Here is a 15,230-nt window from a genome sequence, read left to right on the forward strand (position 1 = left end):
CTGCTTTGTTGCTGGAAACTCTTCATTTAAAGCCGCCCAAAAGCCAAGCGCTCCATCTCCAATCGCAAGCTTTGGTCCTTCTTTGAGACCTCGATGTTTTAAATTTTGCAAAACTTCTTTCCAAGACTGCTTGCTTTCTCGGTGCCCATCATGGATCATGATAAGTTCTTTATTTCCATTCTCTAAAGCACCTATCAGAACCAGAACGCAGGGCGATCTTCTTCTAAACGAATGTTAAAATAAATCCCATACGCCCAGATATAAACATACTTTTTTGCGGATAAATCACTTTTGAGCCAATTTTGATATTCTGTTGTCCATGAATCTTTCAATCTAGTCCCTTAGCATTTTCTCCCAAAATTGCCTCCAGAGCTTTCGGGAAATCTAGGGTAGATATTCCTTTAAGATACAAAGCAGAATAACCGCATCTATACTTTGTGTCCTTCTCAAATAAGGTGGCAAAATCGCACTTGTGAACCTGCCATCGTCTCTATGTCATTCTAGGCTGGCGAATTGCAATTGGGCCAAGACCGGTTTGAATGTTTTTTCTGGTAAGTAACCATTTCTTACTGCAGGAGATTGATGGGTAAATTCTTTCGATTGTTTGTAAAGTTCCAGATATTCTTGTACTTCAAATTCAATTGCTTGCTGTAACAATTTTTGAGCCTTTACGAAGAATTTCTTCGAGAGGATTATTTTGTTCATTTGTTGATGGCATTTTTTCTGAAGAAAAGCGAAAATCTTCCATGAGCGCACTCCCATTTAGTTTTTGTATTAAAAAACATTTTAAGAATGCATATCTCCCGCATCTATACTTTGTGTCCTTCTCAAATAAGGTGGCAAAATCGCACTTGTGAGCTTGCCATCGTCTCTATGTAAGCCTTTAGTACGAGAGTTGAAAGGATACAGAAGATTAAGAGTTGGCGATTATCGAATCGTTTATCGAGTATTTGAGGAAAGAATTGTCGTGTTTATCATTGAGATAGATCACAGGGAAATAGATCACAGGAAAAGTATTTATATTGATTAAGCTAAATCGGTAAATCTGGATAACAAACAATTCCAATAAAGATGTTAATTTTGGAATCTTATCACAAAATCGATGAGCATTAACGTGCATTAAAATTTTTTACTATGGATAAATACGCCTGACTTTGCTTGAGCGATCATGACAACTTGAGATGTTTCGTTTCCGAGATCATTTGAAATAACCAATCCAGGGCGGATTTTTTGAGTTTCGCCCCCGCGAGTTGGTTCCAAATCGCCCCAGTATATTTCCTCCCTTTTTGGGAAGCTTTTATCAGTCATCCGCCCCATCCACTAACGTTCCTCGCCCATTCTTTTGTTGCCTCTGCTTGCCCCTCATTAGCCATTAAATATGGCTTGACGTAGCTCTTCTTTTTTAGCTTTTAATTCCTTGCAGATAGCTTCGGACACAAAGCGACTCATTTTCCATCGTTTCACAGGATGGAGTTCCTGTGAAGCACCAGGCAGTAAATAAAAATTTGATTAATTGTTTTTAAGGATTGCTTTTTCATAACTTAGAGAGTATCACATCGCTAATCATGGAATATTCTGAAATCAAAATCCAATTCTAAACATCACAATTCCAGGAATCTCTGAAGAATTAGTTAATTGATTTCAATGCGGAATCAATTCCAAAGCGATCAGTTCTTGCTAAATATTCTGCATTCATGTAAAACAACTTCAGTTTTACGAATTCAAAAAAAAAAATTACAGACCGGCTTAACAACTTTCAAAATGCGGATTAAACTGAGAAACTATGAGTTTTGAACCAATTGATCATGCAACTAAAGATATATTAAATACAGTGAACGAAATAAGACAAAAAGGTGCAGTTAAATCAGCTAAGGAAATAGCTGTATGTTTTGTTGCACAGGAAGCTTTTAGCAGGGTGCAAGATGGAATCTCAATCACAAAAACAGCAGGACGTGGAACAGGAAAATCGGCCATCTCTGATACCAGCATAGCTAGACAAAATAACAAAAATCGAACAATAAATGCTGCAGTGACTGGGACAAAATGTATATCGAGTGCCATAGAATATTTTCCATTTTTCGGGAAATTGCTAAAAGCCCCCTTGAATTTTGGAATCGATAAATTCGGAGATTATTTAACCTCAAATTTGGATCACATCACACCGGCCACTCGTTTGGAAGCTCAAACACTGAGAAACAATGCTTTAGAGGCAATGAAAACAGGGAACTTGCCACAGCTTAATCACGCTTTGATCGATTTTTATGGGTGTCTTAGAGACCATTCTAAAAATTTCTCTACCGAACAAAAAATCAACTACCTTCAAGAAGTTTATCCTATCCTTACCTGTTACATCCCATATGTAGAAGAGGGATTGAATGCACTTTCTTATGCCTTACAAAACAGCCAGGCCCAGCATGAGGCATTAAAACAACAAACCAAAACCAACAACACTTCAATTAATGAAATCATAAGCACATTAAATTCCTGTAAAGCAAATATGAATGTATTAACCGACAACATGCAGATTATGCAAAACTCTTTAGTTGGGGTTGAAGATAATATCGAAAAATTAGGGAGCACAGTTAATCAACTTATCCATAGTTCTTGTCAAACTCTGAAAGAGGTAAATTCTAATCTAGTCAATCTAAGCGATGCTACTACCGTAAATTCCAAAATTTGCCATATTTTATTTAATCAATACCTACAAGTGGACATTTCAAGTTTTCAAGGAAATAAAGAAATCTCGGAACTTTATAAAGCTTTCCAACAAGCATCTACCTATGGCGATCTTGACAAAATCAAGGCAACAAAAAACCAATTAGATCAAGTGATAAAAAAAGAACGAGAAAGACGCGAGCAATTCGACCACTCTTTAGCCATTTTCAACGAGGCCCACAACGTTCTGATTCTGGCGGCAAATTTAGCTGGAAAATCAGAGCTGGCAAGCAACTTTCAAGTTAGTTGCTCTGCTCTTTCAAAAATAGCTATAGGGATTGCTTGGCACTTTGGTTTGGGAACCCTGGCAGCAACAACAGGGCCTCTAGGGGCATTTGCAAGCATGAAATATATCTTAAACGGCATGCAAGAAATCAAATCGCATATGCAAGGTGATGTTGCTCTAAATCCTCTTTCTATTCTGCAGGAAAATATGCTCCATTTCCAAAAAAGTGTGCAAAGCTCTTTTAAAAGAGTTGATGAAATTTTTTCCGCTGTTTTTCATAAGATCGAATTTCTTGAAAGAGAACAAGCCGAACTACATAAAGAATTGCAAAGACTAGAGCAAAAATGCGATGAAACGGTTTCTCGTTTCCAGCAACAATTAAATCATCAAACTTTTACTCTAAAAGAAGTGATGGCGGAGCAATCTGCTAGAGATTCCAATCGTTATGAATCCTTTGAAAAAGCTATGCATAAGTTGATTGCAAAATTAGCCGAAACCTCCCCTGAAAATTATGCTAAGAAGATTTTTATTGCTTTATCTCATTACATAAGCTTTAATCCTGATTCCATCCTTATACCAATTTTAAATGAAAATTCTTTCTATCATTCTGATTTTGAAAAGCACCCCTATTCATGTGCCGTGAACCATATTAACCTTTTTAGGCTCGAGTTTGAAAAGCGTTTTCAGATATCACTATCTCCTTTACCAAACCTCAAAATCTGGCATCCTGCAAGCCGACTGCTTGCCACTGCTTATCTTCATGATACAAACCCACGCTTAGATTCAGCAAAATCTCAACGGGTAGAAGTGATAAAAAAAGCCCTCTTAGATGGATATAATTTAATTCATTTCATTTCTATCCTCCAACAGTCGGACGTTATACCAACTCTTTTGCAATCTTATAAAAATAGTATCTTACAGCTTATTTATACCACACATAGGGAAGTGGAAAAAATTGAACAAGAGTATGTAGATCAGCATTTGTCGCAGTCGAAACAATTAAGAAGGCAGAATATTCAACAACTGCGTACTCATGCTGAGCAATCTCATAGTATCTCTGAAGAACAGTTTTTAACCTTCGTTAAAGCAGATATCTGCAGAGGAGCAATTTCACAAGCTTTTTATGGATTAACCTTTCCCTTTGGAGCTGCTAAGGACGTAGCGACATTAAACATTGGTCATATAGGAACTCGCTTCATAGAGGGAATCTTTAAGAACAAGGAGGAGCTATTAGCCGAAAACATCTATTTCGTATCAGATACTCTTCATAAAGTAATGCAAGGAAAATGTCGTTTTGAATCGAATTATATGCAAAGAAAATCGGAATCGAATCCTCGCTTAGAACAATTGAAAGAAGAGTATCTAACTGAACAAAAAGATCAAGATGAAAGGTTATGGCAAAAAGCAATCAACTCTTTAGAAACGACAGATCTTGGGAGACCCTCCATGAAGTTCTTTGGAAAGATCTCATTTTTGCCTTATACCCTATCTCCTTCCGTTAAAATGTTCCCCTATCCGGATTCTCAACACAAGGAATTAACGGAATCCCCCCTTTTTTTACCATTGTTTCCGCATTTTCCTCATCTACACAATAATGGGGAGGCTAAGTTTTTGGAATTGACTGGAGAGAAAAAAACGGTTTTTTATTATGATCACGATGCCAAAAATTTCATTATTTATGTTTTTTCAGGACCGGTTAATGCCGATGAACTAACACATTTTAATCAATTTAAGAAGCTGGCCTCCTATTTTTTTGAAAATCCGGTCCAATCATCCAATTTGAAAGAAAAAATATGGCGTCTCTGGATGGGTGGAGTCTATCCTGCCCCCTCTTTCAGAAAGGATTCACAACTTTTTATACCTCAAGATTATGAAGTAACAGATTTGAATAAAAATATCATCGCGCTAAAAGCAAGCAATGAAAGACATCTCGGTTTGATACATTATTTAGCAGTCGAGGATACATTTATGGATTGGAAAAACTGGATGTCCTTTAAACTCAAATCCGCTGAGTGCAATCGATTTACATCTTTTATTAAGCAAGAACCCAATCTTCAAAGGCTAAAAAATCGACTAAAAAAATTTATAAGTCATAAATCTAAAGAAGTATCTCCTATCGTGCAGGAAAAACTACAAGAAATGCGCAGAACGGAGCTGAAAAAAAAGATTCAATTATCAGCAAGAGACACCTCGTCTTCTTTGAGTAAAGCAATTCAAAGAGTCGATAATGAATTTAAATTTTTAATCGGTTTACTGTCACTCATTTTTCCGCAAATTGAGGCCGGTCAAATTGGTTTCTGCAATGGAAGATCTGATATCGAACAATATCTATCTTGCTATAATGGAGAAGAGCATTTCCTTACGCATTTACTGGAAAATCAAATCATGTTGGTTGATGTTTTCAGTAAAGATATACAAAAAAAACTAAGATCAAAAGAATCCAGCCCTTTAGTGAAGGAACTACAGAAAACTTGTGATCTGCTTAAGTTGGCATTAGAAACCTCTGCTAGCAAAGAAACCCTGCCCACTCCTATTGATTCCAAGCCGAAAATTATAGATTATGATAAAACGATGAGAAGTCTGAATGTGAATGAACATATCAGAGCCTTATCAGATTTAAGCAGAGATAATCGTCACATGCATGTGCAGCATCTTGCACTGTTCATCACGGAAGATAATCGCGAGTCCATTCTAGATATCCTACTTCAATTCAAAAAAGATTGGAGTCCCTTGGTACGTGAAAATATCTATTATCAACTCGGAATGCACGGCTATAAAGAAAAACCTTCTTTGATAAAAACATTATTAAATGGTTTAAAGGATTTCTATCCGCCGGCTCAGCTTTCTGCAGCAAAAGCTCTTATTCGACTGCATGGATTAACTCCTGAAGTAATTGAAACACTTTTGTCACTTACCCAATCGTCAGTGAAAAAAATTTCAAATAAAGCAATGAAGTTGCTCAATTTAAACACCTAAACCCTTTCATGGTTGAAAATGAGTGAATCATTACCGCCAGTGCATTTTTTAATGACAGAAGTTAAAGCGAAAAACATTTCAAAGGTGGAAACAATCGCTAATTTTTGTCTAAAACCTGCTCAATATCTTTGGCATGGTAAGAAAATAGACTTCATCCAAGAGTTGGACTAGAAAGCTGTGCAAATAGACTTCATTTATAGTTCTAATGGTTACTTACCAGAAAAAAACATTCAAACCGGTCTTGGCCCAATTGCAATTCGTCAGCCTAGAATAAGACATAGAGACGATGGCAAGTTCACAAGTGCGATTTTTCCACCTTATTTGAGAAGGACACAAAGTATAGATGCGGTTATTCCTGCTTTGTATCTTAAAGGAATCTCCACCCTAGATTTTCCGAAAGCTCTAGAGGCAATTTTGGGAGAAAATGCTAAAGGACTATCATCCACAAATATCGTTAGATTGAAAGATTCATGGACAATAGAATATCAAAATTGGCTCAAAAATGATTTATCCGCAAAAAAGTATGTTTATATACTTATCCAAGCTGAATCTGAGAATTTTAAACTGAAGCAAGCTTGATCGTATTTAGCTGAATGCGTTGGAAATTGTCTGTAATACTTGTCATTAATTCATTTTTGATTTTTAGTACTTCTTCAAAAAAGAATCGCCGTACTTGTTCTTTAAAATCCGCAAATTTTTCATAACACTTATTGTAGTTTTTTTCTGCCTCAAAACCTTCCACAAACGCTCAATTGGATTCAAATTAGGTGAGTAGGGTGGCAGATAGTGTATTTTAATCTTTGACGTTTTGAGGTACTCTTCAACCTTCTTATTTTTATTTGAGCGTCCATTATCGCAAATGATGTGGATCTTAGAAGCTTTTGAGGTACTCTCTAATCCTGTAAAAAATGCAATCATGCTATCTGCATCTACTGTCCCATATTCCTGAACGAATAATTCCATTTTTTGTAGAGTTAGAGCTCCAATAAAATGCATTCGATATTGAGCATTTGTTGTCGGTAACGTTTTGATCTCCCCTTTTTTTATCCAGCCGCAAACTGCCTTAGATTGAAATTCCGGATGTACGGCGTCCATAAAGAAAATTTCTTCATCTTCATTGAGAGAAGCTTTTAAGCATTCATAAGCTTGAATGAAGTTCTCTTGTTTTCCTGGGTCCAACTTACCAGGGACTTTGATCGGCTCTTTGTAAATAAAACCTTGTGCCTTTAGCCAAAAGGTCATTCCCGACACAGTATAGTCAATTCCATATTTTGCTTTAACATACTTACAGATTTCTTTAGCATGAATATAAGTGGTTGTTTGTAGGACTCATGCAATTCTTTAGCTTCCAATTCGCTTAATTTGCTTTGACTCCCACCTCGGGCATCATGTTGTGTTTTCTTTCTGCTTCGTACTCTGCGAGATAGCGATAAACACTTTGCACACTTATACGATGCGCTTGAGCTATTAGCTCATGAGACATCCCTTCACTTCTGGCTAAAACAACACATAGACAGGTGTGTTCGTGTTTGTCTTTTGTTTGTCTAGCACGCTTTTCAAGCTCAAGCTTTAATTCAAGAGAAATATTCATCATCATTTCCTTAAAAATTTGAAAAACATCTTAATCATTTTTCTCGGATTGATCAACAAATTTTTATATTCAGCTCAGAGTAGTATATGTCTTCCACCTAACAAGGTCAATGTTATAAAAACAAATTATTTTTCTTTTTAAAAAATCACAACTAAAATCCATTTTAAAACCACAATTTAAAATGTTTATTAATAGCCGTTAGATAAAATTGAATTCAATCTTAACCTAACAAACACAAAGTTAATAATTTAAGATTGCGTTTTATATACTTTTATAGTATTATTTATTTCAAATATTTCACATTTCTTTTGCCACTCTATTATATCTTAAAATTCCCACACAAAAACGATTCCTTTTTTATTAAACATTATTACTTAACATAATTTTAAAAAAAATTTATGAATAATATCACATCATCTCAAGATGCTCTTTCGATTCGTTCGGAAGGAGCAACACGCGAAACATCTATTAATGATTTACCTGTTGAAGTTATTCAACACATTCTTCTTTTTTCAAGAGAAAGTCTTCCACATACAAGCTTAGTCAACAGAGAATGGCGTGCTATCTCTATGGATACGCTTCCAATCATCAATCAAATAAACAATAAAGAAATCGCATTTTTTATTGACGTTTTGAGTAAAGAGTTAAAATCTGAAAAAAATATAAAAACATTGGCTAATATTATCGCTGTTAGCACTGGTATTTTTTTTGAATACAATGAAGACTTGTCTCTAGAAATTCTTAGTGGAAGGTCTGGCGAGAAAATACTTTTAAAAAGTTACTATAATAACAATAAATTTATAAGACAAGTAGCAGATGAAATACAAAAGCTACCACCTGAATCGGATTCAAATGAGTTCCAAATTGCATTCAGTCGATTAAAAGGACTATCAAGTCTTTTTGATCCTATCCTTAAACAATTTGAAGTAGAAAAAAAAGAAATAAATAAATTCGTTTCGTTACTACAAGAAGCTTTTGGAAAAAAAACTGAAATCGCTGAAATGTATAAAAAATATCTTTCCGACGTGAATGATCAATTAATAGGTTCCGCAAGAAATAAAAAATTTATCAGGGATGCGGCAAAAATGTTAATTAATGCTGATTTGACAAAGAGCAATTTTCAAAGTCTATATGCTTTGTTAAAATCTGAAAATTTTTCAAATCAATTTGATACATTATTATATGTAACTACAATTTGTTTACATTTGTATTCTTTATGTGATTCAGAATTAGAAAAAGTTTTGCATTCTTTGGGGAATGATTGTTCTATTTCAAATTCACTTGCTATAGAATTAGCTATAAAAATTGTGAAAAGACTGAACAAAAGCAAAAAAACTCAACGTACTTATAACGATGAAATTAAATCAAATTACAAATCCGTTATCACAAACAGGCTAAAGAATTTAAAAAATTTTAATGATCTCGCCCTTGTTTTAAATGGAATTTATTCCAAAAAAAATAAGTGTATTTTTGTAGAAGCAATTGTAGATATTTATAATGATCGCAAAAACATTACTTCAACTTCCATTCCTGATACCCTTTCTCGGAATTGGCACAGGTTATTTGAAAATAATGGTGAATTTTTAACTGTTTTTCAACTAATTAAAACGATGAAAACCGAAGCTAAAGACCCCACCATTCTTTCAGTTGCTACATACTTGGCTTCAATCGACTTACTTGACGAAATTGAAGATATCCTCAATCTCGCGAGCGAGATAAAACCCCCTCCAGAGGATTTTTCACCTTGGGCTCATCAACTCAAAAATACGGTCTTGTATCAAGTTGCGAAAATCTTACACGAAAGAAAGCAACCCGAAAAGGCGCTTGAATTTGCAAAGAAAATTTCCGAGGAAGATCTTAGAAAAGAAGCGATAAAACTAGTTAAAGAAAGAAAGAGCGTCATTAAAAAAGTTAAAGGCCTTTTTAAAAAAACAACTAACTAAAAAACGATCTCTTGTCCTTTCTTATCTAAGTGATGCAACATTTCCTGTTGCATCACTTGATACTACGATTTACTATTACTTGGTATGATCTGAATAATATCACGAATACTTATATTTTTAATCTAAAACAACAGCCTGTGAGAATATTAAATGCTTACTTTATCAAAAAAATTTCATCAAAGTGAGGATTACCTTACCCTAGGCTACAAGCCCGTCTTCAATCCAACAAAGAACAAACTGACTTTTCGAAAAAAGTGCAAGACTAACGATATTTCCAATTTAAAAATGATGGTAGCCAAGATAAATGCCTTAACAAAACCTATTTTCACGGACATAGAATCTTATCGTACCTGCCATGCTAATATCAAATCGATTAATAAAAAAATTGATCGTCGCAATAACAAAATTCATATAAAAGTTGCGCATGTTTTTGTTAAAGCGGTCACTTTTGGAAGACGTGGAATAAAAACTGATCGCATCCGGTTAAAAGAATTCAATCAGAATTTAAAGCCTCTTTCTGTAGAGCTAAAAAATAGAATTTGGGTGGTGCACGCCACAAAATACCTTTCTGATGATGGGATTTTACACCCTTTTACTGAGCCTGCCGCAACATTTGCAAATCCATCTAAAAGCGAAAAAGCACTTCCTGCTATTTCGAATACGATTCACTTTGCTCTTGGAGAACTTGTCCGTCCTCATAAAGATGGCTCATGGGATTCCCGCACAATGGCTGTTGTGACCCCTCTCAGTACAATTATTGATCAAGCAGTAAATGTGTTTGCTCATGATACCTTTATCACGGGAAATTGGGCATTAAAACCTGAATCTATAGTACTAATACCAGAAGAGGATGATACTCCAGAGTGGCAAAATCCTCCATTTACCATCATTCGCTACAAAAAAAGTGAAAAAACTTTAAGAAAAGTAATTGATGACGTCATAAAAGACCAAGGCGGATTGTCTTTCAGAATGCAGAATCAAAGCGTTCTGCTTGGAAGCTACGCCATGTTAGATAATGATATCAACATTAACACAGAGTCTTTTTTTGAAAACCTTTTGCAGGAATATGAAGGAAAGCTATCTTTTGGGGATCATACCCACTCTTCAACCGGAGATGCATATGCACTAGGAATGATGAGACAGATCAGCGGTTTAATGATGGATGACCTTCTCAATGCGGATGAAGACTCACTATCGGAAATGTCTAGCGATCAGCGCTATGTCTATTATCGCAAGCTAAGCTTTTTATATCGGAAAACCAAAAATAAATACTTTAGCTGTGAAGAACAAAAAAATTTCGAACAAACGATTCTAGATCAAGTAAAGACTGAATTGTATTCCGTAACAAGAGATGCGTTGAATTATCTATCTCCAGATTTTTTTAATAGTTTTACGGAGCAAGAACTCGACCAATTTATTCTTGAAAATCCAATATTATTCCAATTTTGCGAAATGCAACAATTTAAAGGCTTATGGGCCTGTTGTCGATGGATGACCATAGGATATGAACGTGGTTTGAAAGAAGGACTTGATGAATTGATTGATAAAGGATTTTTATTGCAAGCAAAAGCAAAGCCTCCCCTCGCTAATCTCGTATTTATTATGCTCCTGAATAATCATATGAATAAGTATACAGATCGAGCAGAAGTTGTGAATCATATTCTAAACCTGCAGGGCGTCAAATCATACAAAAAGAAATTAGGCTTTCTTGTAAGACTCGCATTAAAATCAATAGGTCTTCCTTTCCCCCGAAAAATAAAATTATCTTAATTTATGTAAAGTGATGCGGCCTATCGGCCGTATCACTTAGGATCTAAAATTTCGATTTCCACTTGAATAGAACTGACAGTCAAGTTCGGATGACGCGGATCTTGCGAGCTTAACGGTTCAATACAAACGAATGTGGCATTCTTTGGATGATAGAGCTGCCAAGAGTTTTCTTGTGAAATGCATTGATACCTCTTTTCCAAATAGTAACTCCCCGCGTCTAACAGAATTTTTCCAGCTCGAGGGTTCGGAAAAGGATAAAAAGTTGTGTCAATGTCGTCATCGGCGATCGGAATTAAAACCTCATTTTGTTCGTCCATTTGCCATCGAGGAGGCTTTTTTTCCCCATTCTCAATCACTTCCGATTGGATGCGAGAATGAACGACACCTTTGCCTTGAGGTAAAGCATAGTAATAGTGCAGACCGACGAGCGAATCTGTATCACTCACGACCGAAAAATGTATTTTTAGTTCTTTTTGTGTAAGCTCAGCTTGAAAATGCATTTGAAAATTCTGCCCTTCCAAACTGGACAGCGAGACTCCCTTCCACTCATCATTTCCATTCAGTTTGGCATCCACCGTCGTTTCTGTAAATTCAGCCTTCCATGGAGCATAGCGTCCAATGCCGTGTGAAAAGGGCTCTTGCACTCCCGATTGTTTAACACGCGCAATATGAGGAAATAGGGACTCATCTGCAATGAGCGGAATGGTTGCTGGTAATCTGCGGTGAAAGTGGGGTCCGATTAATGCTCCAAGCCCTGCAAAACGCTCTTCAAATAAATTTCGAGTGGATTGATCGATGACTTCAATTTCACCTTTTTTATAACTCGCCATATTCATTCCTTGTTCAGGAAGAAAAGTGACTTCTAAAGGGATCCCTTGTGAGGTGACATTTTTTAACACAATCTTTTGCATATTTCCATTTCCTTAAATCAGCTGAAGCAAATCACGACCCTGTTAAAAAGTCAATTGATGGACATTCTTTTAAAGAAAATGTTTTTTGTAAAGAAGAATGGAAAAATTTAGCGGCGAACAGCAGAAAATCCAAGGCACACGAAATAAATAAAAATTCCTAGAAGAACAATAGCCGAGAGACATTCTTTCACGGGGAATGCTTTTTGCAGATTGGCGTGGCGAGGATTAGAGGATTGAAACCAAACAAAGTGCTTTTTATTTTGTTCCTGCGCAATTTCTTGCTGCGCAGCCCATTCATTACGAAAGCGAAAAGAATCATCATAGGCTTCTTTTTTATAAAAAACCCCTTCAGACTCAAATTCGAAGGCAACCTTTAAAATATAGCGCTCCTCTCCCCATCCCACTAAATTTAGAATGGACCAAGGCTCTTCCTTAATCACCGACCACTCAATTTTTTCAGCTTGTGTCTTAGCATCTAGATGCGAGTAGTTATATAACTTATAAAGAGCCGTGCCACTAAAGAAAAAAGTTGGCAAGCCAATAATGAGCAGAAAAATAAGCCATCCTTGATTTTTACGCATGGGTTTTTAAACACTGGTAAAATTTTTCGGGAATCGGAGAATCAAAAGACATCTCTTTTTTATAGATGGGATGTACAAATCCTAAATGATGGGCATGTAAACATAACCGCTTAGTAATGTGACTTTCCCCTTCTCCCCCATATTTTTTGTCTCCCACAATCGGAAAACCGTGATCTTCGCAATGTACACGAATCTGATTTTTTTTGCCTGTTTCTAGCTTTAAGTTGAGCAGAGAAAAATGGGTCCGCGCTTCGACTGTCTTAAAATGAGTAATCGCTAATTCCCCTTTATCTGGATCTTGTGTCGAATGAACAACATATGCCTTATCCTCATAGAGATAGGATTGCCAAGTCCCCTCTTGCTGAGTCATTTTCCCATGCACAACCGCCGTATACTCGCGGTCGATGTCGTGGTCGGCAAACAACGCTTTCAACCCAAAAAAGGCCTCTTCAGTTAAAGCAAAAAGCATTACACCAGACGTATCTTGATCCAAACGATGGACAACATAAACTTTACGTGGTCGATAGCGTTCTTTTAAAAAAGCATGCGCGGTCTTGGCTTTATCAAAATTTGTTGCAACACTCAATAATCCTGCAGGTTTCTCGATCACAACTAAATGCGCATCTTCATAGAGAATAGGCACCTTTTCTTTGCGCGCTTTTCTAACGCCGAGAGAAATGGTTTGACCAGCTTCTAAAGGTGTCGAAGCAATTTTAACGATCTGATCATCCACAAAAACGCGCCCATGCTTTAGCCATTCGCGAAGTGTCGTTTTGGAGCTATTGGGTGATAATTTCGCTAATGCGTCAAGAGCATTTAATGGTTCTGAAAGTGTGTATTCCATAAATTTAAATCCTTAAAAACGGGTTAGTTTATCACAAAATTTAATTTTGGGAAATAGAAGATCGCCTAGAAATCTTATTGTTAATTATCTGATTCCACTAGCTAACTTGCGTAACAAAGTTTTTTTATGTATAATTCTCTCTGTAAAGCCAAAGATAATTTTATTTTATTAACAGAGGTGATTTAGCTATAAATACCCATATGAAGACTTAGCCCGACCGCAAAATATGTGGAAAATGACAAGCAGAATATGGGGAACATGTGGTATTTTTTGCTCTAAGAGATAGAATTTCCGATTGAGATCGACGAACAACTTCTTCACAAAAAGATGAGGCATCGCAACAATTGGTAGCCTTGAGAACTTCTTTTTGGGGATGACTTAGAGAAAAGTTTTTAATACAAAAATCAGATAAGCCAGTTTTGTTCATGTAATTGACAATAAAATGTTTATAATCTAGACTTCTTCACTCAAAAAATGTGCAGCGAAGAGTCGACGATATAGGAGCTAAAATGAATGCGCAGCCCAATTTTCAAGATTCTGATTACAAATATGGATTTGTAACGAATGTTGAAACCGACAGTTTTGCTAAAGGCCTGAATGAGGATGTCATCCGCGCTTTGTCTGAAAAGAAGAACGAACCGGCCTTCATGCTGGATTTCCGCTTAAAAGCCTATCAAAAATGGCTGGAAATGGAAGAACCCCATTGGCTGAATGCGAACTATCCTCCCATCGACTATCAAAACATTCGCTATTATTCCGCTCCTAAGATGAAGCCTCAACATGAAAGTTTAGAAGATGTTGATCCAGAAGTCCTTAAAACATTCCAAAGACTAGGCATCCCCTTGGATGAACAAATGCGCTTAGCAAACGTGGCTGTGGACATGGTATTTGATTCCGTTTCAATTGGAACAACTTTTAAGAAAAAATTGGATGAAGCTGGCGTAGTTTTATGTTCCATCTCTGAAGCGATTCAAAAATACCCTGAACTCGTTGAAAAATACATGGGCTCCGTTGTTCCGATTGGAGATAACTTTTTCGCTGCGTTGAATTCAGCCGTTTTTACAGACGGTTCTTTTGTGTATGTTCCAAAAGGAGTCATTTCTCCCATGGAACTCTCGACTTACTTCCGTATTAATGATAAAGAATCAGGCCAATTTGAACGCACTTTGATTATTGCTGAAGATGACTCTTTTGTGAGTTATTTAGAAGGTTGCACTGCTCCCGCTTATGACAACAATCAGTTGCATGCTGCGGTGGTAGAGCTCGTTGCATTAGATCGCGCGCAAATTAAGTATGCAACCGTGCAGAACTGGTACGCTGGGAATCCAAAAACCGGAGAAGGCGGAGTCTACAACTTTGTGACAAAGCGAGGTCGCTGCGCTGGTGTGCATTCTAAAATTTCCTGGACGCAGGTCGAAGTGGGCGCCGCCATTACATGGAAATACCCTAGTTGTATTTTGCAGGGGGACAATTCGATTGGAGAGTTTTACTCTGTCGCTCTCACAAATGGGAAAATGCAAGCAGATACAGGAACTAAGATGATTCACTTGGGCAAAATCACAAGCTCAACCATTATTTCCAAAGGGATCTCCGCAGATTCATCACATAATAGTTATCGAGGTCTTGTAAAGGTAGCCCCCCGCGCTGAGGGAGCCCGGAACTACACCCAATGC

Annotated in this window: 11 protein-coding genes and 2 pseudogenes; 6 read left to right on the forward strand and 7 right to left on the reverse strand. The window is 36.6% G+C overall.

The window, feature by feature from the left end:
* A pseudogene (locus tag AB7E63_RS11575) lies at positions 1-748 on the reverse strand (IS256 family transposase); the annotation flags it as partial.
* A gap of 105 nt (positions 749-853) precedes the next feature.
* Here AB7E63_RS11575 and AB7E63_RS11580 point away from each other — a divergent pair.
* Positions 854-1,030, forward strand: coding sequence for a type II toxin-antitoxin system RelE family toxin (locus AB7E63_RS11580; RefSeq protein WP_158308658.1), 177 nt, complete (start codon positions 854-856; stop codon positions 1,028-1,030).
* Between the two features lie 89 nt (positions 1,031-1,119).
* On the opposite strand, the gene AB7E63_RS11585 is transcribed toward AB7E63_RS11580, so the two are convergent.
* Positions 1,120-1,308: a type II toxin-antitoxin system PemK/MazF family toxin gene (locus AB7E63_RS11585; RefSeq protein WP_232503238.1), complete on the reverse strand. Its 189-nt coding sequence runs from the start codon at positions 1,306-1,308 to the stop codon at positions 1,120-1,122.
* Positions 1,309-1,783: 475 nt separating this feature from the next.
* Here AB7E63_RS11585 and AB7E63_RS11590 point away from each other — a divergent pair, with 475 nt between their 5' ends.
* Together AB7E63_RS11590 and AB7E63_RS11595 are read left to right on the forward strand one after the other, a co-directional pair.
* Complete coding sequence (locus AB7E63_RS11590; RefSeq protein ID WP_006341003.1) at positions 1,784-5,917, forward strand: HEAT repeat domain-containing protein; 4,134 nt, start codon at positions 1,784-1,786, stop codon at positions 5,915-5,917.
* A gap of 204 nt (positions 5,918-6,121) precedes the next feature.
* Positions 6,122-6,490 (forward strand): annotated as a pseudogene (locus tag AB7E63_RS11595) (transposase); the annotation flags it as partial.
* A gap of 69 nt (positions 6,491-6,559) precedes the next feature.
* Here the strand turns inward: AB7E63_RS11595 and AB7E63_RS11600 are convergent.
* Positions 6,560-7,225 carry an IS630 family transposase gene (locus tag AB7E63_RS11600; protein WP_079891746.1) on the reverse strand — a complete coding sequence of 222 codons (666 nt, stop codon included), beginning with the start codon at positions 7,223-7,225 and terminating at the stop codon, positions 6,560-6,562.
* 49 nt (positions 7,226-7,274) lie between these two features.
* Positions 7,275-7,508 (reverse strand): helix-turn-helix domain-containing protein, encoded by a 234-nt coding sequence (locus tag AB7E63_RS11605; RefSeq protein ID WP_013924390.1) that lies wholly within the window; start codon positions 7,506-7,508, stop codon positions 7,275-7,277.
* 398 nt (positions 7,509-7,906) lie between these two features.
* Between AB7E63_RS11605 and AB7E63_RS11610 the strand changes: the two genes are divergently transcribed.
* Together AB7E63_RS11610 and AB7E63_RS11615 are read left to right on the forward strand one after the other, a co-directional pair.
* The gene (locus AB7E63_RS11610) at positions 7,907-9,451 is read left to right on the forward strand and encodes an F-box protein (RefSeq protein ID WP_006342403.1); all 1,545 of its coding nucleotides are present in this window, start codon (positions 7,907-7,909) and stop codon (positions 9,449-9,451) included.
* Between the two features lie 150 nt (positions 9,452-9,601).
* Positions 9,602-11,221, forward strand: coding sequence for a hypothetical protein (locus tag AB7E63_RS11615; RefSeq protein WP_006342402.1), 1,620 nt, complete (start codon positions 9,602-9,604; stop codon positions 11,219-11,221).
* A gap of 32 nt (positions 11,222-11,253) precedes the next feature.
* Here the strand turns inward: AB7E63_RS11615 and AB7E63_RS11620 are convergent, their stop codons facing one another.
* The 3 genes from AB7E63_RS11620 to AB7E63_RS11630 all read right to left on the reverse strand — a co-directional run bounded on the left by AB7E63_RS11620 (position 11,254) and on the right by AB7E63_RS11630 (position 13,557).
* Positions 11,254-12,132 carry a hypothetical protein gene (locus AB7E63_RS11620; RefSeq protein WP_006342401.1) on the reverse strand — a complete coding sequence of 293 codons (879 nt, stop codon included), beginning with the start codon at positions 12,130-12,132 and terminating at the stop codon, positions 11,254-11,256.
* A gap of 107 nt (positions 12,133-12,239) precedes the next feature.
* Positions 12,240-12,713, reverse strand: a complete 474-nt coding sequence (locus AB7E63_RS11625; RefSeq protein WP_006342399.1) for a hypothetical protein — start codon at positions 12,711-12,713, stop codon at positions 12,240-12,242.
* Complete coding sequence (locus AB7E63_RS11630) at positions 12,706-13,557, reverse strand: RluA family pseudouridine synthase (protein WP_013924388.1); 852 nt, start codon at positions 13,555-13,557, stop codon at positions 12,706-12,708. The genes AB7E63_RS11625 and AB7E63_RS11630 overlap by 8 nt, the downstream gene beginning before the upstream one ends.
* 509 nt (positions 13,558-14,066) lie before the next feature.
* On the opposite strand from AB7E63_RS11630, the gene sufB reads away from it, so the two are divergent.
* Positions 14,067-15,230, forward strand: a 1,164-nt coding sequence (gene sufB / locus AB7E63_RS11635; protein WP_428419567.1) for a Fe-S cluster assembly protein SufB, incomplete at its 3' end; no start/stop codon positions are given.

Source organism: Parachlamydia sp. (assembly GCF_050255895.1).
Classification (GTDB): Bacteria; Chlamydiota; Chlamydiia; order Chlamydiales; family Parachlamydiaceae; genus Parachlamydia; species Parachlamydia acanthamoebae.

What these genes read in the sequence shown, in the direction of transcription:
- AB7E63_RS11585 (WP_232503238.1), bottom strand. Translation starts at nt 1,308, where the DNA reads ATGACTGATAAAAGCTTCCCAAAAAGGGAGGAAATATACTGGGGCGAT.
- AB7E63_RS11590 (WP_006341003.1), top strand. Translation starts at nt 1,784, where the DNA reads ATGAGTTTTGAACCAATTGATCATGCAACTAAAGATATATTAAATACA.
- AB7E63_RS11605 (WP_013924390.1), bottom strand. Translation starts at nt 7,508, where the DNA reads ATGAATATTTCTCTTGAATTAAAGCTTGAGCTTGAAAAGCGTGCTAGA.
- AB7E63_RS11610 (WP_006342403.1), top strand. Translation starts at nt 7,907, where the DNA reads ATGAATAATATCACATCATCTCAAGATGCTCTTTCGATTCGTTCGGAA.
- AB7E63_RS11615 (WP_006342402.1), top strand. Translation starts at nt 9,602, where the DNA reads ATGCTTACTTTATCAAAAAAATTTCATCAAAGTGAGGATTACCTTACC.
- AB7E63_RS11620 (WP_006342401.1), bottom strand. Translation starts at nt 12,132, where the DNA reads ATGCAAAAGATTGTGTTAAAAAATGTCACCTCACAAGGGATCCCTTTA.
- AB7E63_RS11625 (WP_006342399.1), bottom strand. Translation starts at nt 12,713, where the DNA reads ATGCGTAAAAATCAAGGATGGCTTATTTTTCTGCTCATTATTGGCTTG.
- AB7E63_RS11630 (WP_013924388.1), bottom strand. Translation starts at nt 13,557, where the DNA reads ATGGAATACACACTTTCAGAACCATTAAATGCTCTTGACGCATTAGCG.